The 23440-nt window shown below is 60.7% G+C and carries 24 protein-coding genes; 12 read left to right on the plus strand and 12 right to left on the minus strand.

What is annotated here, in order from left to right:
- The first annotated feature begins 57 nt into the window (after positions 1–57).
- The 3 genes from ABJO61_RS11925 to ABJO61_RS11935 all read left to right on the plus strand — a co-directional run bounded on the left by ABJO61_RS11925 (position 58) and on the right by ABJO61_RS11935 (position 2477).
- Positions 58–681: a hypothetical protein gene (locus tag ABJO61_RS11925; protein WP_348325291.1), complete on the plus strand. Its 624-nt coding sequence runs from the start codon at positions 58–60 to the stop codon at positions 679–681.
- Between the two features lie 32 nt (positions 682–713).
- Positions 714–1520, plus strand: a complete 807-nt coding sequence (xth, locus tag ABJO61_RS11930) for an exodeoxyribonuclease III (protein WP_348325289.1) — start codon at positions 714–716, stop codon at positions 1518–1520.
- A 333-nt stretch (positions 1521–1853) separates the two neighbouring features.
- Positions 1854–2477, plus strand: a complete 624-nt coding sequence (locus ABJO61_RS11935; RefSeq protein ID WP_348325287.1) for a TetR/AcrR family transcriptional regulator — start codon at positions 1854–1856, stop codon at positions 2475–2477.
- On the opposite strand, the gene ABJO61_RS11940 is transcribed toward ABJO61_RS11935, so the two are convergent.
- Entirely contained in the window at positions 2468–2938 is a 471-nt protein-coding gene (locus ABJO61_RS11940) for a PaaI family thioesterase (RefSeq protein ID WP_348325285.1), read from the minus strand. The genes ABJO61_RS11935 and ABJO61_RS11940 overlap by 10 nt on opposite strands.
- Before the next feature lie 16 nt (positions 2939–2954).
- Positions 2955–3434, minus strand: coding sequence for a Crp/Fnr family transcriptional regulator (locus ABJO61_RS11945; protein ID WP_348325283.1), 480 nt, complete (start codon positions 3432–3434; stop codon positions 2955–2957).
- A gap of 97 nt (positions 3435–3531) precedes the next feature.
- On the opposite strand from ABJO61_RS11945, the gene ABJO61_RS11950 reads away from it, so the two are divergent.
- Entirely contained in the window at positions 3532–3996 is a 465-nt protein-coding gene (locus tag ABJO61_RS11950) for a thioesterase family protein (RefSeq protein WP_348325281.1), read from the plus strand.
- 85 nt (positions 3997–4081) lie between these two features.
- Positions 4082–4246, plus strand: coding sequence for a hypothetical protein (locus tag ABJO61_RS11955; RefSeq protein WP_348325279.1), 165 nt, complete (start codon positions 4082–4084; stop codon positions 4244–4246).
- A 7-nt stretch (positions 4247–4253) separates the two neighbouring features.
- Here the strand turns inward: ABJO61_RS11955 and ABJO61_RS11960 are convergent, their stop codons facing one another.
- Together ABJO61_RS11960 and ABJO61_RS11965 are read right to left on the minus strand one after the other, a co-directional pair.
- Complete coding sequence (locus tag ABJO61_RS11960) at positions 4254–4940, minus strand: response regulator transcription factor (protein WP_348325277.1); 687 nt, start codon at positions 4938–4940, stop codon at positions 4254–4256.
- Positions 4941–4947: 7 nt separating this feature from the next.
- Entirely contained in the window at positions 4948–6873 is a 1926-nt protein-coding gene (locus ABJO61_RS11965; protein WP_348325275.1) for a sulfotransferase, read from the minus strand.
- Positions 6874–7099: 226 nt separating this feature from the next.
- On the opposite strand from ABJO61_RS11965, the gene ABJO61_RS11970 reads away from it, so the two are divergent.
- Both ABJO61_RS11970 and ABJO61_RS11975 read left to right on the plus strand, forming a co-directional pair.
- Positions 7100–7810 (plus strand): hypothetical protein, encoded by a 711-nt coding sequence (locus ABJO61_RS11970; protein ID WP_348325273.1) that lies wholly within the window; start codon positions 7100–7102, stop codon positions 7808–7810.
- A 45-nt stretch (positions 7811–7855) separates the two neighbouring features.
- On the plus strand, positions 7856–8404 hold the full coding sequence (locus ABJO61_RS11975) for a L,D-transpeptidase family protein (RefSeq protein WP_348325271.1): 549 nt from the start codon (positions 7856–7858) through the stop codon (positions 8402–8404).
- Here ABJO61_RS11975 and ABJO61_RS11980 read toward each other — a convergent pair whose 3' ends face one another.
- Positions 8405–9094 (minus strand): YggS family pyridoxal phosphate-dependent enzyme, encoded by a 690-nt coding sequence (locus ABJO61_RS11980; protein ID WP_348325269.1) that lies wholly within the window; start codon positions 9092–9094, stop codon positions 8405–8407. It abuts the gene before it with no gap.
- Positions 9095–9140: 46 nt separating this feature from the next.
- Between ABJO61_RS11980 and ABJO61_RS11985 the strand changes: the two genes are divergently transcribed.
- Positions 9141–9770 carry a thiamine phosphate synthase gene (locus ABJO61_RS11985; RefSeq protein ID WP_348325267.1) on the plus strand — a complete coding sequence of 210 codons (630 nt, stop codon included), beginning with the start codon at positions 9141–9143 and terminating at the stop codon, positions 9768–9770.
- Here the strand turns inward: ABJO61_RS11985 and ABJO61_RS11990 are convergent.
- The 3 genes from ABJO61_RS11990 to ABJO61_RS12000 form a co-directional block, all read right to left on the minus strand.
- Positions 9767–10612: a sulfotransferase domain-containing protein gene (locus ABJO61_RS11990; RefSeq protein WP_348330552.1), complete on the minus strand. Its 846-nt coding sequence runs from the start codon at positions 10610–10612 to the stop codon at positions 9767–9769. The two genes, ABJO61_RS11985 and ABJO61_RS11990, sit on opposite strands and share 4 nt — an antisense overlap.
- 20 nt (positions 10613–10632) lie before the next feature.
- Positions 10633–11514, minus strand: a complete 882-nt coding sequence (locus ABJO61_RS11995; RefSeq protein WP_348325263.1) for a sulfotransferase domain-containing protein — start codon at positions 11512–11514, stop codon at positions 10633–10635.
- A 126-nt stretch (positions 11515–11640) separates the two neighbouring features.
- The gene (locus ABJO61_RS12000) at positions 11641–12753 is read right to left on the minus strand and encodes a porin (protein ID WP_348325261.1); all 1113 of its coding nucleotides are present in this window, start codon (positions 12751–12753) and stop codon (positions 11641–11643) included.
- Between the two features lie 608 nt (positions 12754–13361).
- Here ABJO61_RS12000 and ABJO61_RS12005 point away from each other — a divergent pair.
- The 4 genes from ABJO61_RS12005 to holA all read left to right on the plus strand — a co-directional run bounded on the left by ABJO61_RS12005 (position 13362) and on the right by holA (position 18225).
- On the plus strand, positions 13362–13928 hold the full coding sequence (locus ABJO61_RS12005) for a DUF3576 domain-containing protein (protein WP_348325259.1): 567 nt from the start codon (positions 13362–13364) through the stop codon (positions 13926–13928).
- A 96-nt stretch (positions 13929–14024) separates the two neighbouring features.
- A complete protein-coding gene (gene leuS, locus ABJO61_RS12010) occupies positions 14025–16637 on the plus strand; it encodes a leucine--tRNA ligase (RefSeq protein ID WP_348325257.1) in 2613 nt (870 codons plus the stop codon).
- A gap of 1 nt (position 16638) precedes the next feature.
- Entirely contained in the window at positions 16639–17157 is a 519-nt protein-coding gene (locus ABJO61_RS12015; protein ID WP_348325255.1) for a hypothetical protein, read from the plus strand.
- A gap of 12 nt (positions 17158–17169) precedes the next feature.
- The gene (holA, locus tag ABJO61_RS12020) at positions 17170–18225 is read left to right on the plus strand and encodes a DNA polymerase III subunit delta (protein WP_348325253.1); all 1056 of its coding nucleotides are present in this window, start codon (positions 17170–17172) and stop codon (positions 18223–18225) included.
- Positions 18226–18695: 470 nt separating this feature from the next.
- Here holA and ABJO61_RS12025 read toward each other — a convergent pair whose 3' ends face one another.
- The 4 genes from ABJO61_RS12025 to mnmG all read right to left on the minus strand — a co-directional run bounded on the left by ABJO61_RS12025 (position 18696) and on the right by mnmG (position 23382).
- Positions 18696–19610: a ParB/RepB/Spo0J family partition protein gene (locus ABJO61_RS12025; RefSeq protein ID WP_348325251.1), complete on the minus strand. Its 915-nt coding sequence runs from the start codon at positions 19608–19610 to the stop codon at positions 18696–18698.
- Positions 19611–19910: 300 nt separating this feature from the next.
- Positions 19911–20768 (minus strand): AAA family ATPase, encoded by an 858-nt coding sequence (locus tag ABJO61_RS12030; protein ID WP_348325329.1) that lies wholly within the window; start codon positions 20766–20768, stop codon positions 19911–19913.
- A gap of 61 nt (positions 20769–20829) precedes the next feature.
- On the minus strand, positions 20830–21426 hold the full coding sequence (gene rsmG, locus ABJO61_RS12035) for a 16S rRNA (guanine(527)-N(7))-methyltransferase RsmG (RefSeq protein WP_348325327.1): 597 nt from the start codon (positions 21424–21426) through the stop codon (positions 20830–20832).
- 99 nt (positions 21427–21525) lie between these two features.
- A complete protein-coding gene (mnmG, locus tag ABJO61_RS12040) occupies positions 21526–23382 on the minus strand; it encodes a tRNA uridine-5-carboxymethylaminomethyl(34) synthesis enzyme MnmG (RefSeq protein ID WP_348325249.1) in 1857 nt (618 codons plus the stop codon).
- Between the last annotated feature and the right edge of the window lie 58 nt (positions 23383–23440).

Below are 23440 nucleotides of genomic sequence, written 5' to 3' on the forward strand. Positions count from 1 at the left end.
CGCTTCCCCGTGCCGAGCGACTAAGCTCCCGGCTCCCGCCCACTGGTCTGGCAGCACATGTCCCGCCCCTTCGACGACAATGACGAACCGCAGATGCTGATCTCCGACGCGGAGCTTGACGCGCTGGAGGGAGAGATCCCGATCCTTGCGGGGCTTCGCAGCTTCGCCGAGGAAGCGGTCAACATGCCGTGGTTCACCCGGCTCGGCCGCCCGCTGGACCGCGAGGTGAAGGCCCTCTCGCGCTCCTATCTCGACGGCCTCGGTTTTCCGGATGCCGAACCCGCCCGCCTGCGCGACTGGGTGGAAGCGGCGGATGCGGCCATCACTTTCGATATCGACCCGGCGCATTGGGAAGCCGAGGAAGGCTTGCGGGCCGCGCTTGCCGCCGAGGCGCTCGACCATCTAAGCGAAGATGCGCTTAACATCGCCATGACCCATGTCTCGGCACTGCTCGGTGCGCGCGTGCGCGCCGCCGTACAAGATGCTGCTCATTTCTGGGAAGTAGAGGACGAAGAACTGTTGAATGCAGCGGCGGGCGCAGCTCTTCACGCTGCGCATGGCGCCGCCCTCTCCCTTATTGCCGGCACCGAAGACGATCACCCCTTTCGCCGCAAGTTTGCGCTTTTCACGCGCGGGCGCTGGCCCATCGGTATCGCCGGCCTGACCTTCAATATTTTCTGAACCGGCACACCAGACAAGAAACGGACAAGACGTTGGATTTCAAGATTGCGACCTGGAACATCAATTCCGTTCGTCTACGGATCAATCAGGTGGAGCGTTTGCTCGCAGAGGAAAAGCCTGACGTACTTTGCCTTCAGGAAATCAAGTGTATCAACGATGCCTTTCCGTGGAAGGACATCCGCAAGGCCGGTTACGAACATATCGCCGTACACGGGCAGAAGGGCTATCACGGCGTCGCCACGCTCAGCCGTATTCCCTTCAAAAAGACGGAGAGTCGAGACTTCTGCGAGAAAGGCGATTGTCGGCATATCGCCACCGACCTCGATATCCCCGGTGGCTTGCGGATACATAATTTCTATGTGCCCGCCGGCGGCGATGAGCCCGATCCCGCCATCAACGAGAAATTCGCGCACAAGCTCGCCTTCTTGCGGGAGATGACCGACCTCTATGCAAAGCAGCGTACCAAATCGAAGAACCGCATGGTGCTTGTGGGCGACCTCAACATCGCCCCGCTTGAACACGACGTCTGGTCGCACAAGCAGCTCCTGAAAGTCGTCAGCCACACTCCGGTCGAGGTTGAGCTGATGAACGAGCTTTATGCATCGCATGACTGGGTGGATGTCATGCGCCGCTTCGTACCCGAAGACGAGAAGCTCTATTCGTGGTGGAGCTACCGCGCGAAGGATTGGGAGACCGCCGATCGCGGCCGCCGCCTCGACCATATCTGGGTCACACCAGCGCTTTCGGATACACCTATCGCGATGAAGGTCCGAAAGGATGCAAGGGGGTGGGAGCGGGCGTCGGATCATGCGCCGGTCATTGCGACGCTGAGGCTCTAAAGCTGGGGGGGCCAGCCTTCGGGGTAAAGAGCCGCCCGCCACCCGCTCCTGGGGTTCCTACCTGTTCGCCGCCGTCCGGACATATTGGGGGACATCCGGCGGACGGTTCTTGCTAGGGTAGACACCCCATATTAGGGTAGTGACCCTAGCCGCGCAAGAGGGGCTGCTATACTGCCTTTACGGCTGAAGGCCCATGAAAAAGCTGCAAATGACACCTTTGTGATGCGGCGCCGTGACGGCTACAAAGGGAGCCACGCGCGCCGCGGCATTGAAACGTCAGCAAGACCTGAAATCAAAGAGACAAGGCCTGAAAACAAGGCCTGAAAACAAGGCATGGCACCAAAGACCAAAGACAGGATTCTTGCGACGAGTCTCCGGCTCTTCAACGAGAACGGTTACGACGCGGTGACGACTGCGAAGATCTCAGAGGAAGTCGGCATCTCGGAGGGTAATCTCTGGTATCACTTCCGCACCAAACGGGATCTCGTAAGCGCTCACCAGCTCGCCCTTTTCGTGCTGATCGACAAGCGTCTGGCGATCCCCTCGACCCCGGAAACGGTGTTGGAGAACTATGCTCTCTTCAATCGCATGGTTTTCGAGGAGGTCTGGACCTACCAGTATCTTTACCGTGACCAGGCGGAATATGGCCGCGCCTCACCGGAACTCGAAGATCGTGTCCACCAGATCTACGAAATGACAACAAGCATGGTTATCCGCTTCTTCCGTCACATGATCGAGGCGGGGCATCTCGGCATGCCGGAAGATGAACTCGCGCCGATCGCCGACAACATCTGGATGGTGATTCGCTATTGGCCGAGCTTTCTGCGGGAAACGCGTCGTATCGTGAAGCTCGACAAGGCTGCACTGAACGCCGGCATCCGGCATCACTTTGCACTCTTTGAAACGCACCTGACGAAAGAAGCGCGAAACTATTTCGACCGCAACGCCTACGCCTGAGCTGTATCCTCTTGCGGAGCCTTTTTCTTCAGCGTGACGAAAGTCGCAGTCGAGCTTCCCGTTGCGAGCAGTTTCCCGTCTTCGCTTGTCAGCTCACCCTCAATGAAGCCGACGGCCTTCCCGCGCTTGATGACGCGCCCCGTCCCTATGATACGGCCAGGCCGCGCCGCATTCAGCATCGAAACCTTGAGTTCGAGCGTCGGCGAAATCTGACCCCATTCAAGATCGAGCCCGACCGCGAGGCTCATCACATCGTCGAGCATCGCCGCGACCATACCGCCCTGAATGCCGCCCCACATGTTGCAGAGTTCCGGCCCTGCATTGAATGCAACCTTGACGGTTCGCTTCTCCCTATCGGCCTCCAGAATTTCAAGCCCTAGATAGCGGCTTGCGGGAGCCATGCGCTTGAAGACCGCCTGTATATTCGGCGGCCAATCGTTCGCCGGCTTCGCATCACTCATTTCTTTCTCCGCCCTTTTATCTTTTTTTCTGCGCCGCCCCGCTCCGTGCGAGCCGCAATTCCAGTGCCCGAAGCTCCGCCCCGGCATTCTCAAGCCTGTTCGCAACGCGCGCGGCAACAGCACCGGCCATCTCTGGAAATTCCCCGAGCAACCGCTGAAACATATCGCGGCCGATCCTGAGCGTTTCGAGCTTCGTCACCGCCCGCACACGGGTGCGCCGACGCTCACGGTTGAACAAGGCCGTTTCGCCGATGAGATCGCCCGTGTCAAGCCGGAGCGCCCGGGGCGATCCCCTATCCTGCGCGGCAAGCATGACCGCCTCCCCTTCGAGAATAAGCCAGGCACAATCCGCCTCCTCGCCCGCCTCGAACAGCGCTTCGCCCGGCGCATATTCACGCCGCTCACATGTAAAGGCAACGACTTCGAGGCGTACGGCATCGAGACCCGAAAACAGGTCCACACGTTGCAGCAGGGCGACGGCAGGTTCAAGGCTCATGGGTCTCACAATACCCGAGCACACCGGCCTTGTCGCCGCCCCTTTGTTTGCGCGGCAGCAGGGAGAACGCTAAGAACATGGGCCGGAAAGGAACACGATGGAAAAGACACAAGTGGAAATTGCCTGGGACTGGCCCGCACCCTTCATTTACGAAACGAAGGTCGAGCCCCAGCATATCGATGATTTTCAGCATACGAATAATGTCGTCTATCTCACCTGGATGGCGAAGGCGGCGTGGGAACACTCGAAAGCATTGGGGCTCGACTTCGGTCGCTATGCCGCTCTCAACCGCGGCATGGTCGTCCGCCGTCACGAACTCGAATATCTGGCCGCAAGCCGGGAGGGCGAATCTGTCTTGATAGGCACCTGGATTACCTCGAATGACGGGCGGCTCCGGCTACGCCGCCGCTTCCAGATGGTCAACGGCGAGACTGGCGAGACGTTATTGCGGGGGCTGACGGACTTCGTGTGTATCAACGTCAAAACCGGCCGCGCGACGCGTATGCCTGCCGAATTCGTGACAACCTATTCACTCACTGCGCATGTCGGGACCGATATCTGACGAGCCTGCGGCGATTGGTCTGATTGGATCGCCGGGTGTGAAAGGGCAGATGAAGGTCAGTTTCATGCTCGTATGGAGACCCCTCATGGACCGCATCGACGGCCCCACTCTCTTCCTCATAAATATTCTTCTTTTGCTCGCGATCAGCGTCATCGTTTGGGGCCCCAGCGCTATTCTCATCGCTGCGCTTATCGGTACCCCGCTCGCACTTGGCGCTGTCATCTTGCTATCGCTGACGGCAAAAGCCTGAACTTGTCTTATGGCACGAGCCGGTAGCCGCCCGCTTCGGTCACCAGAATTTCCGCACTCGATGGGTCCAGTTCGATTTTCTGCCGCAACCGGTAGATATGCGTTTCGAGTGTATGTGTTGTCACCCCGGAATTGTAACCCCACACTTCGGCAAGGAGTGTGTCCCGGCCAACGACCTTCGAGCCGGCCCGGTAGAGATATTTCAGGATTGATGTTTCCTTCTCCGTGAGACGAATTTTCTTTTCCTGTTCGTCCAGGAGAATTTTTGCGCTCGGGCGGAAGGAATAAGGTCCAATCTTGAAGACCGCATCCTCGCTTTGCTCATGGCTCCTCAAATGTGCCCGGATGCGCGCGAGCAGAACACCGAACCGAAACGGCTTTGTGACGTAGTCGTTCGCTCCCGCATCGAGACCGAGGATCGTATCGGAATCGGTGTCTGCTCCCGTCAGCATGATGATCGGCACCTTGACGCCTGCCTTGCGCATGAGACGGCAGACCTCCCGTCCGTCCATATCGGGCAGCCCGACATCGAGCAGGACAAGGTCGACATGGTTTCCCCGCGCGTGATCGAGACCCGCCGCACCTGTCGCAACGGGCAAACAAGAGAACTCCTCATAAAGCTGAAGCTGCTCAACAAGCGATCCGCGCAATATGTCGTCGTCATCGACAACGAGTATTTTCTTTGTCCCGTTCATATTTTCTCTACAGGGAATAGCCCAGTCGTTCCGCGTGAGGCTTGAGGATGGAGAGTACCGGCTTCATCTGCTCTTCGTACCGGCGCCATCTTTCGGTGGCGCTCGAATAGATCGGTTGCGTCACTTGTGAATAGGAAGGTGTACGGATCGTTCCGCGGCTGAGCGCATGCGCCGCCGGATCACTCACAGCATCGTTCCAGTCGAGATCCAGAAACGTGAGAACCGGTGCGACTTCCGCTCGAAGATCCGCGACGAGATTTTCGTATCGAACCTCCTGAATCCTGAGAGAAAGACGTTCGCGGTATTTTTGCCAAAGCGTGAACACGCGATCGTAGAGTGTCGCAGAACCTTCAAGCGTCAAAAAATTCTGCATTGATGCATTGGGAACGAAGTCCTGCATGAAACATGAAAGTACGCAGTCGGCCGGATGCCGGATGGCGAAGATGAACTTCGCTTCGGGGAAGAGCCGGTGGATCAGCCCCGAATGCACGAGGCTCAACGGCATTTTGTCGATGACAATCTTGTCCTCGAATTGTGCACCTTCCTTGCGAAGCTCCGACCAGTAGACCTGTCGTGCAGCCTGTCGTTCTTCTTCGCTCATGGCAGAGAGTTTTTCGGGATAGCCCTCGATCGATTTCTTCACTCGGCCGAGGAAGGGATACTCCTCGAACACCTGCACACCGGGGTGTGCGTCGAGAATCTGATCAAGCAGCGTCGTTCCCGATCTCGGAAAGCCGACGAGAAATACTGGCGGGCCGGCATGTCCCGGTTCACGTTCAATGTCCGGAAGATCCGACCACTCCGAAACGAAACCCCCATCGAGAAGACCGATGAGATGATCGACTTCATCGACGAATTTTCTGCGGTCCACGAATTTCAGTTCGGGAAGTTCGAGCGTTTGCTCATTCATCCTTGTGAAATACGAGAAGGCCGCCGGCACGTCTTTCTGTTCATCGCAGAGCTGGGCGAGCTCCGAATAAAGCAGACGCGCTTCAGGCGCGGACATTTTGCTTGCGTCAATTGCTTCAAGCCGGTCGCGTAGCTTGTCGAGGAGTTCTTTGTTTCCCTTCTTGAGCCGCCGTTGCGCCTTCGACCAGGTTCTCAGAGCGCTGGCGCTGCCAGGGGCTTCCGCCAGCGCTCCCTCAGACCATTCAATCGCCTTCGGCAAGTCGCCGAGGCGCTCATAGGTTGTTGCGAGAATGGCCTTGATTTGCGCCGGAACGGGCTTCACCCGGTTCATGGCCTGCTGGCAGAAATCAAGTGCGTCCTTGAACAGACCTGCATCGGTGGCGGCCGAGGCCGCTCGCATGTAGGAGGAAGCCTCATTTGGAGCAAGTTCGATCAGCCGCCGGAAGTTCTGCAGCGATTCCGGAAACTGCGCGGACTGCTGGAAAAGCTGCCCGCGCTCCAGAAAGACATCCGGATAATCCGGATTCATCGTCTCCGCTCGCTGATAGGAAATCAGCGCCTCGTCAATCTTCCCCTGATCACGCTGCGCATTGCCGAGATTAACCCAGACATTCACGTGATGAGGCATCCGTGCGGCAGCCGCCGCAATCAGCTGTTCGGCCTTGTCGGGGCTACCCTTGCCGAGTGCAACAAGGCCCAGCAGATGAAGCGCATCAGGGTTTTCAGGCTGAACCTTGAGCACCGCACCTGCGGCGGATCCCGCATGATCGAGCCGGCCGGCCGCCAGATGCGCACCGCCGAGCTGCAGAATGCGTATGATATCGTCGGGGTTGGGTGAGTTGCGCTGTGCATGATCAGGACGAAATCCGCCAGCAACGCCGGAAGCCGCCCCCGGCACACCAACCGTTGGCCTGCCGCCGGCCGCCCCCGCAGGAAGCCCGACCGTGGGTTTGAATGAGCCCGGCATGCCGAAACCCGGCTTGAGCGGCTTCGCCGGCCCCTTCGGTGGAAAGTTTTTCGCCATATCACGCTTTCGAAAAGGCCGTCACGGCCACAAGAACAGTTCGGGCGGAGTGTGCCATAGCTCTCCCCAGCAACCAACGAAAGCTGACCCGCAACGGTCAGGCGCCGGATTGCCGCCCAGTAAATCAGGCTCGGCAAATCTTGCCGGATAAGGGAGATTTCTATCCGCTCAAACCCCGGAATCCGGGCGCTCTCGATCTGGCCCGATGTTTGCGACCCGGACCGGCATGACCGACTTCTCCACCGCCTATACCGGCATTCAGCACCGCCCCGGCAAACAAAATATGGCTTCTGCGGCCTTCCAGGATCTGCAGACCGCCCGCCGAGAAGGCCGCGTGCCGGAAGGGGGCCAGGTAAGCTTCGGAGACATCGTCGATACCTTGAATCCGCTTCAGCATATCCCTGTTGTCGGGGAAGCCTATCGAAGCATGACGGGTGACGGTATCAGCCCGCAAGCACGTATCGCGGGAGGTGCTCTTTGGGGAGGGCCGTTGGGTCTTGTTGCGTCCGTTGCAGGTCTTGCAATCAGCGGCAACAGCGCGGAGGGACTTGGCGACCAACTCTACGCTTCCCTCTTCGGCGGTGAAGAAGAAATTCAGAGGATGGTGGTAGCTTCTGCGCAAGCATCCTCACCCGCAGCCTTGCCTGACGATAACGAGCTGAACACCGCGTCGATCGCGACCATTCCGGGACCTCAAGCCACGCTCAAGCCGGCTATTCCCGCTTCTACGGAGAACCCGGCCGAGACAAAGCCTTTGCCTCGCCTGAGCCCGGAGGCCTTTCAGGCCCTCCTCGGTTCCTTTGCCGATCCCGCAGAGGACAAGGCTGGGTCCGCCGGTTCCAAATCAGCCCCTGCGCACCTTCCCAACCTTTCGAGCGCAATGCTCGACGCCCTCGACAAGTATGAGGCAATGAAGTCGGAAAAGTCGGCGAGATAACAGCTGATTGCTCGCGCCGCACACGCACCTTACTGTGAACCGGTCATGACCTCTTCACCCGGCACAATGCCTGAAATCGTCGTCACCGGTTCCCCGGGAAATCCGCTTGGAGAACTCCGCTTCGGCGAACTCCGTTTTCCTTGCGCCCTGGGGCGCACCGGAGTGAACCCGAAGAAGCGGGAGGGCGACGGTGCGACACCCCTCGGATGCTTCCCCTTGCGCGAGTTGAGGTACAGGCAGGACCGCCTCCCCGTGCCCGGGACGAAGCTGCCTCTCATCCCCATCTCACCCTCGGACGGCTGGTGCGACGCGCCGGAAGATGTCTTCTACAATCGGCCTGTACGCCTGCCCTATCCGGCTAGCGCTGAAACCATGTGGCGGGAAGATCATCTCTACGATCTGGTCGTGGTCCTTGGCTACAATGACGATCCGGTGATCCCTTACGCAGGCAGCGCCGTCTTCTTTCATCTTGTACGGGAAGGCGATGGACAATTGCAGGCGACCGAAGGCTGCGTCGCTCTCCGGCTCGATGCCATGCTGCAGGTACTTGCGCTGTCGGGCCCGGCAACCCGAATGCGGATCGAAGAAGCTTGATTAAACCCGCGAGCCGAAAAGTGCGCTGCCGACACGAACATGCGTCGCGCCAAGCTTTACCGCAGTCTCGAAATCGCCACTCATACCCATCGACAGCTTCGGCAGACCGTTTCGCCGCGCCATCTTCTCAAGCAGCGCAAAGTGAAGCGCAGGCTCCTCGCCCAAAGGAGGTATGCACATGAGCCCCTCCACTTCGAGTGACCATTCCGTACGGCAGCGCGTTATGAACGCATCAACATCGCCTGGTGCTAAGCCTGCCTTCTGCGTCTCTTCGCCCGTATTCACCTGCACAAACAAGCGGGGCATTTTCCGCCCTTTGTCTCTTGCCTTGACGAGAGCTTGCGCAAGCTTCGGCCGGTCTAGCGTATGGAAGACGTCGAACAAATCGAGCGCCTCCTCGACCTTGTTGGTTTGAAGCGGACCTATCAGATGAAGTTCGACACCGGAATATTGCTCGCGAAGCGAAGGCCATTTTCTTGAAGCCTCCTGAACGCGATTTTCTCCAAAAATGCGCTGTCCCGCATCGAGCAGCGGACGGATCGCCTCTTCGCCGAAGGTCTTTGAAACGGCGACGAGAACAACGTCGGCCGGTGCACGCGCCGCCTCTCGCGCTGCAACCGCAATCCTCTCGCGGACGGCGGCAAGGCGCGTTTCCGGTGTTTCATTCTCTGTGGCGTCGATATCGGTCATTGGCATAATCTCGCGCAAGCTAGTCGCAGGAGGTTCCAGAGACAAGATGGGAACGATATCGGACCACATGGCGCGCGCCGCCCGCTATCTGAACGCCCACCCTTCTTCCATTTCTCTCGTTGCGATAACGGACCCAAAACGTCTGCCGAATCCAGCGGTCGCGCTGCTCGCACTTCCCCGCCAAAGCGCACTGATCTGGCGGACATATGGCAAGAAGCCGGACTACCCGACAGTCCGGGCCCTCGCGTCAAAACTTCGCGCACGGGACGGCATCCTGCTCATTGCGGGTATGCCCGATTTCGCACGGCGCCTTGGCGTCGACGGCGTCCATTTGCCGGAGTACAGCCTCGCCCGTCACCGTCACGGCACCTTCCGGCGCGATGTGCCTGCCGTCATCGTGACAGCAGCCTGCCACTCGGAAAGAGCGATCGTCGCAGCGGCCCGCGCAGATGTCGATGCCGTGCTGATTTCGCCTGTGCTGCCATCCGAAAGCCATCCCGGCGGAAAGCCTTTGGGCATACCGAGGTTTGCGCGTCTCGTCCGCGTCGCCAATGGCCTTGGGCTACCGGCCTACGCGCTCGGTGGTATTTCCACGCCGCCGCATGTTGCCAGACTGCGTGGCACCAGCGTGAAAGGTATTGCCGGTATCAGCTTCATCCTTGGAAGCGGAAACTAGAATCCGTCCGGCACATATCCGAACCGCTCCATCTGGGCCCTGTGCGCCGACACGACCTTGGCAATCTGCTCGTCGCTCAGCAGCTCACGCCATTGCCCCGGCTTTCCCTTTCGAAAGAAAGCCTCCGCATGGGCCGGCTTTTCCTTGAAGCCCTTTTCTCTTTCCTGTGTGCTGAGCACATCGAAGGATGCATTTGAGATCGCGCGCTCGAGACGGTCCGCTGCAGGGTTCAGTCCGAGAAACCCCGCCATCTTGCCGAAGGTTTCTACCGGACGCTCGGACATGTCCTCATAACGAGCGACGAAGAGTTGCGGGTTCGCGCCACTCGTCCAACTCGCAACATGCGCAGACCATGTATCGTAGACCTCGGGAATATGACGCGCCGTAAGCTTCGTACCTGCACCATCCGTCGACATGAATTTGATCGTATCGTCGATCGACATACCGAGATGACCGGCAAGCGAAAGGGTGACATCGAGCGGATTGCGCAGAATGTAAATCGCGCCCGCGGTTACCTGCATGTTGTGTAATGGAACGCCGAACCAGGGCCCGAGATAATTATGACTTTTCACGAAAATCGAATCCGGTGAGACCGTACTCATTCTCGCCTGCGCGGCGGGGCGCAATCTCGCCAGTGCGTCCGGTTTCAACTGTTCCAGAGGAACGGGGCTTACCTGTTCAAACCACCGTCGCGATGAGCTGCCGAGACAAAACTGATTGAGCGCGTTGATGTCCGCCGGCTCCGTCGTGTTGCGAAGCAGGTTGTGCAGAAAACTCCGCACCCATGTATTTCCGGATTTCGGATAGGACGCGAGCCAGATCAACGCTCCCACAACAACCACCTCAGATTCGAGACAAGAACCTAGCCTGCCACACCGGATTGCTCGGTTTGCTTCGGGACGGCATCACGGTAGTCGTCAGGGATATAGCCGAACCGCTCCATCTGCTCATGATGATCAGCGATGATCCGGCGAACCTGCGCCGGTGTCAGCACCTCGCGCCACTGTTCGGAGCGGCCCTCGCGGAAAAACGATTCCGCTTCCTTCGGCCGTTCCTTGAAGCCGCTTTTCTGTTCCATGTTTTTCAGCGCACGAAAGGAAGAGTTTCGGATAGCGCGCTCTAGCCGCGCTGGGGACGGCTTCAGACCGAGGAAACTGGCGACCTGCTTGAAATATTTTCGTGGCTTGTGGAGCAGATCCTCGTAGCGGACAATCAGCAGTTGCGGGCTCGGATGTTCCGTCCAGCTTCGCACATGAGTGGACCAGGAACGATGTATTTCAACGACATGCGTTTGCATGTCTCCTGCCGTGCACTCGTCATTTGCGAGATGCTCGATCGCCTCATCTATCGTCTGGTTGAAGTGATGGCTGACCGAGATAACGACATCAAGGGGATTACGCAAAACGTAGATACCGCCTGCCGTCACCTCCATCGTATGCAGAGGCACACCACAGGATTCGCCGAGATAGTTGTGTGTCTTCACAAAAACCGAATCCGGGAAAACCATCGTGAAGTCGCGGTGCACGATTGGCCGGAGTTTCGCGAGCTCTTCCTCATTGAGTTCCTCGACTGGCTTGCCCGCTCTTGCCGCATACCAGTGCGCTGACGATTCACCCAGGCAGAAATCGGCAATGTCGTTGATATGAACCGGCTCCTCCGCACCCCGAAACAGGTTGTGCAGAAAGCTTCGCATCCAGGTGTTGCCGGATTTCGGGTAGGAAGCGAGCCAGATCAAGGCGCCCATTGTTCAGTTCCTTGTGCGCTTGTCGCAAGGCCACCTTATCTATCAAAGCATCACACGCAAAAAAAGGGAGCAGGCTTTCGCCTGCTCCCAATCTTTCGCGTTTCTCGAAACTTCTATCCGAAAGGATCAGAAGGAAACCGAGAGAACGAGACCGGCCGACTGTGCGTCGTAATCGATGAAGCCGGCATCGACGTTGGTCATCTGAAGGTCGAGACCAATGTCCACACCCGAACCGAGGTTGTAGCCACCACCGGTCTGCCACGTCGTCGTGTCGATCGAGGCACCCGGCGTCGAGAGCTCGTCGGCAAGATAGGCAACGCCAACCGTCCACGGGCCAGTCGCATAGGCCAGACCAACGGTCCAGACTTCTTCTTCCAGGCCAACGGCAGACGCGACCGGGATCGACGTCACAGCGAGGTCTTCCGAGGCGTAGTAGGCACCACCGAGCGTGAAGCCACCGAAGCCGAGGTTCACACCAGCGCCCATTTCTTCCGGATCATTGGCGGCGGCACCGAGGTTGCCTTCACCCGTGACATAGAAGCCATCGGCACCGAAATCGACCGCACCGAAGGAACCCGCATAGTTCAGGGCAACTTCAACCACGTTGTCGATACGGCCGAGCGTACCGCCAGGAACGACACCGAGGCCATTCGCATTCGGACCATTGTAGGAAACGTCCGGCGTGTACGACAGGCCAAGCTGGAAGCCAGCGAAACGCGGGGTGAAGTAGGTCACCTTGTTCGCATCGGCAGCCATCAGCGAGAACGTCGAATGGCGAGCGGTGCCAACCGTCGGGACGTTGAGGATGTTCGGGCTGTCAACACCGTTGCCCGGCACGAACCAGGGCGACGTGTAGTGCATCTTGAAGGCGGCGCCGTCCGTACCACCGATTTCGAAGCGGCCGAAACCACCTTCGAGGTAGGCGAAGAGCTCACGGAACGCGGCGTCGTTGTTCGCGTAGTGCGTGTTCCAGTCGTCGCCGAGCGAGAGCGTCGCCATCACACCGGCAACCATGCCGTTGTCGAGCGTGCCTTCGGCATTGATGTCGATGTTGCGCGCAACGAGCTTCACGGCGGATTCATTGAACTGAATCGGTCCGATGTCATCGGCGTCGATGTAGTACATGCCCGCGGTGACCGTGCCGCCAACGGTGACGGTCAGCGGATCGCTCGCAAGCGCCGGACCGGCCACCAGGCCAGCCGAGACGAGAGCAGTCGTCCCAAGGAGAGTCTTTTTCATGTGTTCCTCGCAGTATCAGCTAAACGCTGTTCCATTTGTACAAGCCAGCGGAAAAGCTCCCCCGTGGCTCGTGCATCGCCGGGCCGACCGAAACTGCCCCCCGAGCGCGTACCCGATTAATCCGTTGATAACCGCGTCGGGTCAAGCAAACCTCTCCTCATGACGAAGGAATGTCAGTCGATGTTGCGCAAAGGGCACAAATCCCTGCGCGTGCGTTAACTCAATATGCCGTTGCTCTGTATGAATACCTCTCGCCAGAGCAGTTTTGCAGTAATGCAGCGGACTCTTCGATACGATTAGGTTATCCGTCCTGTGGCTGATTTGGTCCAGACGCAGGCTCGTCCGGCTCCGGGTTGTGCTTTGCAGGTCACACTACCGCATTGCGACAGGCAGCGGCGGGCACGGTGCGGGGGTTTCGGGCTTGCCCCCTGCAAGCGTTTTCGGAGGGCTCCGGGGAATGCACGATTGCGGGACAAGCCCTTATCTAGCTATAAAGGCGCGCCGGTCGCGGCATGCGGCGGGTATGCGAATTCACTTGCTCTCCGCAGGCCGATCACGCAAGAGACGGCGGACAGAGGGGCGCAACGCGAGAGGCTTGCCGTAAATTGATGACCTACCACGGACTGACACGCGCGAAATCGACTGTCGCGGCGCTCCTTTGCGCTTCCATTCTTGGCCTTGCTGCTTGCGGCCCCTCGGAATCGAACTTCCCCGGCCAGCCGACCGGTCAGGGCGGCCCCAACAACCCGACCGGCAAGGAGCGCGAGTCGATCTTCGGCGAAGACGGCCTGAAGCTCTTCGGCGGCGCCGCTGACGAAGAAAATGTCGGTGGCAGCGGGATCGGCGTGAACAGCTTCCTGTGGCGCGCCTCGCTCGACACGATCTCCTTCATGCCGCTTGCCTCGGCTGACCCCTTCGGCGGGGTCATCATTACCGACTGGTACCAGGATCCGAAGGCCGCCGGCGAACGTTTCAAGGTAACCGTCTACATCCTCGACAAGCGGCTCCGCGCTGACGGTGTGAAGGTGGCTGTCTTCCGCCAGAACAAGGGCGAAGACGGCGACTGGGTGGACGCTGCCGTAGGCAACACGACCGGCCTGCAGATCGAAAACGCCATTCTCGTTCGCGCCCGTCAGCTTCGTATCAACACCATCGAGGCCCAGGAACAGAACTAAGGCCCGGGCCGGGCGGACAGCGGGGCACGCGCCGGCAGAGGGCCAGAGCACCCGCCCCTGCCTGCCCCGCCGCGCGCCCGAAAGATTCCGATACCCATGTCCACACGTTACAACGCCCGCACCGCCGAGCCTAAATGGCAGAAGACCTGGGAGGAGCGCGGCGACTTCCTGACCCGCGGCGGCGGCGACAAGCCCAAATATTATGTTCTTGAAATGTTCCCCTATCCGTCGGGGCGCATTCACATGGGCCATGTCCGCAACTACACGATGGGCGACGTGATCGCGCGCTTCCGCCGCGCGAGCGGATACAACGTGCTGCATCCGATGGGCTGGGACGCCTTCGGCATGCCGGCTGAAAACGCCGCGATGGAAAAGAACGTCCATCCCAAGGGCTGGACCTACGACAACATCGCCGCCATGCGCGCACAGCTGAAAGCGATCGGCCTCGCCATCGACTGGAGCCGCGAATTCGCGACTTGCGACCCTGAATATTACGGCCAGGAACAGGCGCTCTTTCTCGACATGCTGGAAGCCGGCATCGTCGCTCGCAAGAAGAGCATGGTGAACTGGGACCCGGTCGACAACACCGTGCTCGCGAACGAGCAGGTGATCGACGGCAAGGGCTGGCGCTCGGGCGCGCCGGTCGAGCGCCGCGAACTCACCCAGTGGTTCCTGAAGATCACCGACTTCGCCGACGAACTTCTCGACGGGCTCGAAACGCTCGACCGCTGGCCGGAAAAAGTCCGCACGATGCAGAAGAACTGGATCGGCCGCTCGGAGGGCGCGCGCGTCTTCTTTCCGCTTGAAGGAGAAATTCCAGACGGTGCGGAGCAGGGAGCGCGACTTGAAGTATTCACGACGCGCCCCGACACGCTTTACGGCGCAAGCTTCTGCGCGCTCTCGCCGCATCATCCGCTGACACAGGCACTCGCGAAGGACAATCCGGCACTCACGGAATTCATCCGCGAATGCGACCGCATCGGCACCTCCGAAGAGGCGATCGAGACGGCGGAGAAGATGGGCTTCGACACAGGGCTGAAAGCTCGCCACCCCTTCATCGAGGGAAAGACCCTTCCTGTCTATGTCGCAAATTTCGTCCTGATGGATTACGGCACGGGTGCCATCTTTGCCTGCCCTGCGCACGACCAGCGTGACTTCGACTTCGCGAAGAAATACGGCCTGCCCATCATTCCCGTCGTGACCCCGAAGGACCGTGCGCAAGACGACGCATGGCGCGCGGACCTCATTGCGGGCACCGAGGCCTTCACGGGCGACGGCGTTGCCGTGAATTCGGAATTCCTGGACGGGCTCGATGTAACGGCGGCAAAACGCGCCGCCATCGAAAAGCTCGAAGCGATGCACCTCGGCGAAGGCACGGTGAACTACCGCCTTCGCGACTGGGGCATCTCGCGCCAGCGCTACTGGGGCTGCCCGATCCCGGTCATTCATTGCGAGGCCTGCGGAACGGTGCCTGTGCCCCGCGGCCAGTTGCCGGTCGTCCTCCCCGAGGATGTGACGTTCAGCGAACCCGGCAATCCGCTCGACCGCCATCCGACATGGAAACATGTCGACTGTCCGAAATGCGGAAAACCCGCACGGCGCGAGACGGATACGTTCGACACCTTTGTCGACAGCTCGTGGTACTTCGCGCGCTTCACCGCGCCCGACGCCGCAACGCCGACCGACAAGGCGGTTGCCGATCACTGGCTGCCCGTCGACCAGTATATCGGTGGCATCGAACACGCGATCCTGCATCTGCTCTATTCGCGCTTCTTCACGCGCGCCATGCACAAGACCGGACATCTTTCGCTCGATGAACCCTTCACCGGGCTTTTCACGCAAGGCATGGTGAACCACGAAACCTATCGCGACGCCGAAGGCCGCTGGGTGCCGCCGGCTGAAGTCGAGATCGAAACGGTCGACGGCAAGCGCGTCGCCAAACACATCGAAACCGGCGCACCGGTCCGTATCGGCTCCGTCGAGAAGATGTCGAAGTCGAAGAAGAACACGGTCGACCCGGAAGACATCATCGCAAAATACGGCGCCGATACCGCGCGCTGGTTCATGCTGTCCGACAGCCCGCCCGAGCGCGACGTTCAGTGGTCCGACCAGGGCGCAGAAGGCGCATGGCGCTTCACACAACGCCTCTGGCGCATGGTCACGGGCGCGGCGGACAAGCTCGCGCCGAAAGGGGCCGCCCTCCCCGCGGACTTCAGCGAGGAAGCGCTGGCGCTTCGCCGCGCCGCACATCAGGCGCTCGCCGCCGCGACCGAGGACTTCGAAAACCTGCGCTTTAATCGCGCAGTCGCCCGCGTCTACGAGCTGGCAAATGCCATTTCCGGTTTCACGCCCGTCGATGACGCCTCCAGATGGGCGCTGCGCGAGGCCCTGGAGCTCATCGTCCAGATCGTGGGGCCGATGATGCCGCATCTTGCCGAGGAGTGCTGGGAGGCCCTTGGCCATGACCAGCCGCTGACCGCCACTGAATGGCCGGTTGCCGACAAGGCCCTCCTCGTGGAAGACTCCATCACCATTGCCGTACAGGTGAATGGCAAGCGCCGCGACGAGCTGACCATCGCGCGCGACGCTGACAAGGAAACGGTGGAACGGGCAGCACTTGCGCTCGAAAAGGTGGAGAAGGCGATCGATGGAAAACCCGTCCGCAAGGTCATCGTCGTGCCGGGCAAGATCGTCAATATCGTGGCATGAGATGAAACGCTTCGCCGCACCTCTCATCGCGCTGGCGTTGATCGTGCCTCTCGGCGCCTGCGGATTCTCTCCGCTCTATGCCGAACGCAACGGCAGCACCGTGACGAGCGATCTCATGCAGCTCGACGTCAGCGCACCGGAAGACGAGCTTGGCCGCGAAATCAAGTACAGCCTGCTCGATGTTCTCTCGCCGACCGGCATTCCCCCTGCGAACGCGCTTTACCGCGTCGAGGTCGCGCCGGTTCTCTACAGCGAGGACGTGGCCATCGAGCGTGATGCGGAAGTGACGCGAAAGAACCTCGCGCTTCTCGTTCCCTTTCGTCTCGTGAATACGGACACGAAGGAGACGCTGCTGCGTTCGACCTCCCGCGCGCGCTCTTCCTATAACCGCGTCCCGTCCGAATATGCGAATATCGTCGCGGCAGACGACGCGCGCGAACGCATTGCCAAAGCGGCTGCGAACGACATCAAGCTGCAGCTCTCGATCTATTTCGATCGCGCATCTGGAAGCGGAAGCTAGCGGGGCGCCACCTTGAAGATTGCGCCGCGCGAAGCAGACAGGTTCGTCCAGAAGCCCGATCCAAAGGCACGCGCCGTCCTCGTCTACGGTCCCGATGCAGGCCTTGCGCGCGAGCGCATCGCAACGATGATGAAAACGGTGGTCGACGACCTCTCCGACCCTTTTCGCATCGCGGAGCTTTCCGACGGCGATCTTAAAAGCGACCCGGCGAGGCTGGCCGATGAAGCGGCCGCAATCTCGATGCTTGGCGGGCGGCGCGTCGTGCGTGTGCGCGGCGCGGCTGACGGCACGTCGAAAATCTTCAAGAGCTTTCTCGACGATCCGGCGGGCGACGCATTGGTGCTTGTGGAAGCAGGCGAACTCGGACCGCGCTCCTCGCTGCGCACGCTTTTCGAAGGCGCGGCGAATGCAGCCGCAATTGCCTGCTATGCAGACGATCAGGGGCAGCTTGAAAACGTGATCCGCACGAGGCTGGCATCGGAGGGCCTCGCAGCGGAGCCTGCGGCGCTCGCCTATCTACTGGCGAGCCTCGGTTCGGACCGCGGCGTGACGCAGAACGAACTTGAGAAACTCATTCTCTATGCGGGCCCCAAAGCGATAGCGGGAGAGAGCGGCGGCCAGCGCATGGTGACGCTGGAGGATGCGCGCGCCAGCGTCGGCGACAATGCAGGCTCAAGCCTTGATGAGGTGATCGATGCCGCGATGGCCGGCGACCTCGATGCGCTCGACACGGCCTTTGCCCGCGCCAAGGCCGCCGACACCAACGCCATCGCAATTCTCAACGCGCTGTCACGGCACCTCATGCAGATGCATCTGGCGGCGGCGCGCGTGGAAAGCGGGAGCGATGTCGAGGGCGCGCTCAGGGGCTTCCGGCCGCCGCTTCATTTCAGCCGGAAACCCTCCGTACAAAGACAAATGAGGATGTGGAACCGGAGGCGCCTCGACCGGGCACTGGCACTGGCGCTGGAAGCCGAAGGCCAATGCAAATCGACCGGCCAGCCCGACGTTTCGATCTGCGGCCAGACGCTCTTTCGGATTGCCCAAGGCGCGCGTTCAGCGCGCCGCTAAGGTGAAAAAGGCGCGCGTTCAGCGCGCCGATAAAGCGATAAGAAGCGGGCGTTTTATCCCCGTCACTTATCCCCGCCACCGGGCATAAACAGGGCCGACCGTCACACGAACGTCACCATAACGTCACATTGGGAGGGGTTATCCCCGCTGTGCCCGAAGCGCCACGGGCCTTGCAGGGTTGCAACGGCAAAGGGGCCACAGGGGGGATAAGGTTCCACGCCCTTCCCGTGGGCCTCAATCTGTCTCGAGGCCCACCCTGCCCCTGTGGGAGGGTCGGAAAATTCGAGCCCGCGAAGAATTTTTCGGGGAGGGGTGAGCGGCAAGAATCGAAAGCGAGTCTAGCTCCGATAGCGGAGACCCCCTCCCCAAACCGTCTTCAACGGTTTGACCCTCCCACAGGGGGGAGGGTGATCCAGATGGCAAGCGCCTAACTCTCCCTTACCAGAAAGAATTCCCCTCAGATCATCTGCTCAGGTCATCTTCTGGGCGGTGCGTCCGGCAAGACGGCGGCAGATCTCATCGAGCTGTTCGAGCGTCTTGTAGGCGATCTTCACCTCGCCGCCCTTGTCGCCCGAAAATGAAATCGCGACATTGAGGCCGAGCTGGTCGGAGATGTTCTTTTCAAGCGCCAGCGTATCCGCATCCTTCTCCGCCTTGGGAAGCGCCTTCGGCTTGGTACCCGCCGCCGCCGGATCGGGTTTGCGGGTCAGCGCCTCCGCCTCGCGGGCCGAAAGCCCCCTGGCGACGATCTCGCGCGCGAACTTGTCCGCGTCCGCATGGCCGATCAGCGGCCGCGCCTGACCGGCGGAGAGCTTTCCCTCCTCGATCAGCTCGCGCACACTGTCCGGCAGCGAGAGCAGGCGCAGCGTGTTCGCGACATGGCTGCGGCTCTTGCCGATGAGCTTGGACAGCTTGTCCTGTGTGTAATCGAACTGCTGCATGAGGCGTTCATAACCGGCAGCCTCTTCGACCGAGTTCAGATCCGCGCGCTGCACATTTTCGATGATCGCAATTTCGAGCGACTCGGCATCGCTCAATTCCTTGACGATGACCGGCACCTGATGGAGCTGCGCCGCCTGCGACGCGCGCCAGCGCCGCTCGCCCGCGACGATCTCGAAGCGGTTTTCCTCGCCCTTCACGGGCCGCACGACGATGGGCTGCAGCACGCCCTTCTCGCGGATCGAGTTGGCGAGGTCTTCGAGGTCTTCCGGCCGGAAAGTGTGGCGCGGCTGGAAAGGATTGGCGCGCAGGAATTCGATGGGCACTTCGCGCACACCCTTCGGCGCAGGCGCTTCCTTGTCGCCCAGCGCAAAAGCTGTGTCCTCGCCGATCAGCGCCGCCAGACCACGTCCAAGCCGGCTCGGTGTTTCCTCTGCCATTGCCATCGCTTCCCTTCCAATGTCCCGAGACGGGTCTTTCTTCAGCGCGCTCATAATTTCTACTCTTGATAACAGCTCGTCTTGATAGCAGCCCGTCTTGATAACAGCTCGGCGCTTCGGGCTGACGCCATGAAAGTATGGCCGGTAGCGCCGCGCGCCTTATTTACCGAAATCGCGGAAAGACGGGGGTTATCGTCTCTCCGGCTTGCAAAAGCACTACCTTGTATTACCCATAATCGAACAAATTCAATCTGTTAGGAGGCGTTGTTAAGACAGGTCAAACCGCCCTCGCCCCCAGCCCTCCCGCTAGGCCGCCGTCTGGCGCAACCGCCGTTCGCGCTGGATCATCTCGGCGGCCAGTTTCATATAGGCCTTGCTGCCAGCACAGCGATGATCGTAGACGAGCGCGGGCTTGCCATAGGACGGCGCTTCCGAAATGCGGACATTGCGCGGAATGACCGTGCGATAGACCTTGTCACCGAGATAGGAGCGTACATCGGACGCCACCTGGTCGGACAATTTGTTCCGCTGATCGAACATGGTGAGGACAATGCCCTGAATGTCGAGACGCGGATTGAGGCTGGTCTTGACGCGCTCGACCGTGCGCAGGAGCTGGCTCAAACCTTCCAGCGCAAAGAACTCGCATTGCAGCGGAACGAGAATCGCATCCGCCGCGGTCATTGCATTGATGGTGAGAAGATTCAGCGAGGGCGGGCAGTCGATCAGAAGATAGGAGTAGGAGCGCTCCGTCATCTTCTGTTCGCTCTCGCTGGTCTCGCGCTTCCGGCCGTTGCGCGGCATGCGCGACAAGGCATCGCGCAGACGATGCGAGCGGCGCTGCACACTGGCAAGCTCAAGCTCGGCGCCCAGCAGATCCATCGTGGACGGAACAATATCGAGGCCCGGCACCTTGGTCGGAACAATCGCATCCTCGATCAGCGCAGCGCCGATCAGAACGTCATAGGCGGAAACCTTGCGCTCGTTGCGCCCGATGCCAAGGCCCGTACTTGCATTGCCTTGCGGATCGAGATCGACGATCAGCACACGTTCGCCAACAGCGGCAAGCGCGGTTCCGAGATTGATGGCCGTGGTTGTCTTGCCGACGCCACCCTTCTGGTTCGCCACCACGAGGATGCGCGGACGGTCCGTGGACGGAGCAACCATCGGGTCACTACCGGTAGTGCGGTCCTCGGCAGGAATGAGGTTATCCATTTCTCGGGGGGCCTCAGCCGCCAGCGTCTTCTCGATCGGTTCCATGAAGGCCTCGCAGCATCAGCACGGAACCCGCCGGATCCGACTGAGAGGGGTGAAGGTCGGCTTTGAATATCCAGCTTTTTCGAGCCAAGGTCAATTCGTCCTCGACCCCCTTCCCCTTCAAAAGCAGTCCCGTGGTCTCCGGGCCGAAAAGAGGAGCCGCCCAGCCGAGCAGCCGGTCGAGCGGCGCCAGGGCCCGGGCGGAGACGACATCGAAGATCGCGCCCTTCTCCACAAAGGCCTCGATCCTCATATTATGTATGGTGGCAGGGGCGCCAGTAGCGCGCGCCACCTCCCGCATGAAGATGCATTTCCGCTGATCGCTTTCGACCAGATGCATCTCGAAACCGGGCCTTTCAGCCAGAAGAACGGCAATGACGAGGCCCGGAAACCCCCCGCCGCTGCCGAGATCGGCCCATCGGAGTGCTCCCTCCGGCGCAAGCCCTGCCAACTGGGCAGAATCGAGCATATGGCGGCGCCAGAGCTCCGGCAAAGTGCCCGTGGAGACCAGATTTATGGACTTTTGCCACTTCAGGAGAAGGGATTCGTATAGCCCGAGCCGGTCCATTGTTTCACGTGAAACATCAAGAAGGGCAGAAAAGGATTCCGCATCAATGACTTGCGGGGTCTCGGGCACTATATGTTGGGCCATACTTCGTATGACACCTCAAGCCGTGTGCTTTTGTTTCACGTGAATCATCAAGGCCGTCAACGCTGCGGGGGTCACGCCATCCACCCTTGCCGCCTGTCCCAGCGTTGAGGGGCGCGCGGCCGAGAGCTTCTGACGGACCTCGAAGGACAGGCCCCCGACCGAGCCGTAATCGAGGCTCCCCGGAAGCTTCATCCCCTCATCCTTCCGAAAAGCCCTGATATCGGCTTCCTGGCGGACCAGATAGCCCGCATATTGCGCCTCGATCTCGACCTGCTCCCGGATACCGGGCTCCAGATCGCCCGTCTCCGGCCAGATCTGCCCCAACCGGGCCATATCCACGTCAGGATAGGCCAGCAGGTCCATCGCGCTGCGGGGGACACCGTCCTGATTGACCTTGAGCCCGCGCTTGTTCAGCTCGCTGGGGCTCGCCTTCAGCCCCTCGCAAAGCGTGCGCGCCGCTTCAAGGGCGGACATCTTGGTGGCGAAAGCCTCCGCCCTCGCCTCTCCGACAATCCCGGCGCCGATGCCTGCCGCCGTGAGCCGCTGGTCGGCATTATCCGCCCTCAGCGTCAGCCGGTACTCGGCCCGCGAGGTGAACATGCGATAGGGCTCGGCGACACCGCGCGTGATGAGATCGTCAATCATGACCCCGGTATAGGCCTGCGCCCGATCGAGGATCAGCGGTTCGTCCCCCCGGGCGGCCAGCGCCGCATTGAGCCCCGCCATGAGCCCCTGCGCGGCGGCTTCCTCATAGCCCGTGGTGCCGTTGATCTGGCCCGCCAGATAGAGCCCCGGCAGCCTGCGCGTCTCCAATGCCGGCGTGAGTTCGCGCGGGTCGATATAGTCATATTCGATGGCATAGCCCGCGCGCCGCATGACGACATTGGCGAGCCCCGGAATGGTCTTGAGGAAGGCTAGCTGCACATCCTCCGGCAGGGCCGTCGAAATACCGTTCGGGTAGATCGTGTCGTCGTCCAGTCCCTCGGGTTCCAGGAAAATCTGGTGGCTGTCCTTCTCGCGGAAGCGCACCACCTTGTCCTCGATGGACGGGCAGTAGCGCGGCCCGACACCCTCGATCTGGCCCGAATAGACCGGCGAGAGCTTGAGGTTCGCCTCGATGATCCGGTGGCCCTCCTCCGTGGTCCGCGTGATATGGCACGGCACCTGGGGCGTCGTTATCTCGCGTGTGAGGAAGGAAAAGGGCACGGGCGGGTTGTCGCCCGGCTGCACTTCGAGGATCGACCAGTCGATGCTGTCACCGGCGAGGCGCGCGGGCGTACCCGTCTTCAAGCGCCCGAGCTGGAAGCCGAGACTGTAAAGCCGCTCCGAAAGACCGAGCGCTGGCGCTTCCCCTGCCCGTCCGGCCGGGATGCGGCTCGTGCCCAGATGGATCATGCCGCGCAGGAAGGTGCCCGTGGTGAGGACCACGCGGGCGGATTTCCACTGCCGCCCGTCCTCGGCCACGACGCCGCGAACCGCGCCGCCCTCGACCAGCAGGTCGGAGACCCCGGCCTCGATCACGTCGAGATTGCGGTGGTTGAGGATCTCGGCCTGCATGGCCTCACGGTAGAGCTTGCGGTCGGCCTGCGCGCGGGGGCCGCGAACGGCCGGGCCCTTACGCCGGTTAAGCAGACGGAACTGGATACCGGCGGCATCCGCAACCCGGCCCATCAAGCCATCCAGCGCATCGACCTCACGAACCAGATGGCCCTTGCCGAGACCGCCGATGGCGGGGTTGCAGGACATCTCGCCGATGGTCGCGATCTTGTGTGTGATGAGCGCGGTGCGCGCACCGGCGCGCGCGGCAGCCGAAGCCGCCTCGCAGCCCGCATGGCCGCCACCGATCACGATCACATCGAATTCGCGCGTCATCGAAACAATCCTGATGAAGAAGAAGTGCCTGTGCCCGTAGGAACGGATTCGACGGGCC

The organism is Parvibaculum sp. (assembly GCF_039973015.1).
Lineage (GTDB): Bacteria > Pseudomonadota > Alphaproteobacteria > Parvibaculales > Parvibaculaceae > Parvibaculum.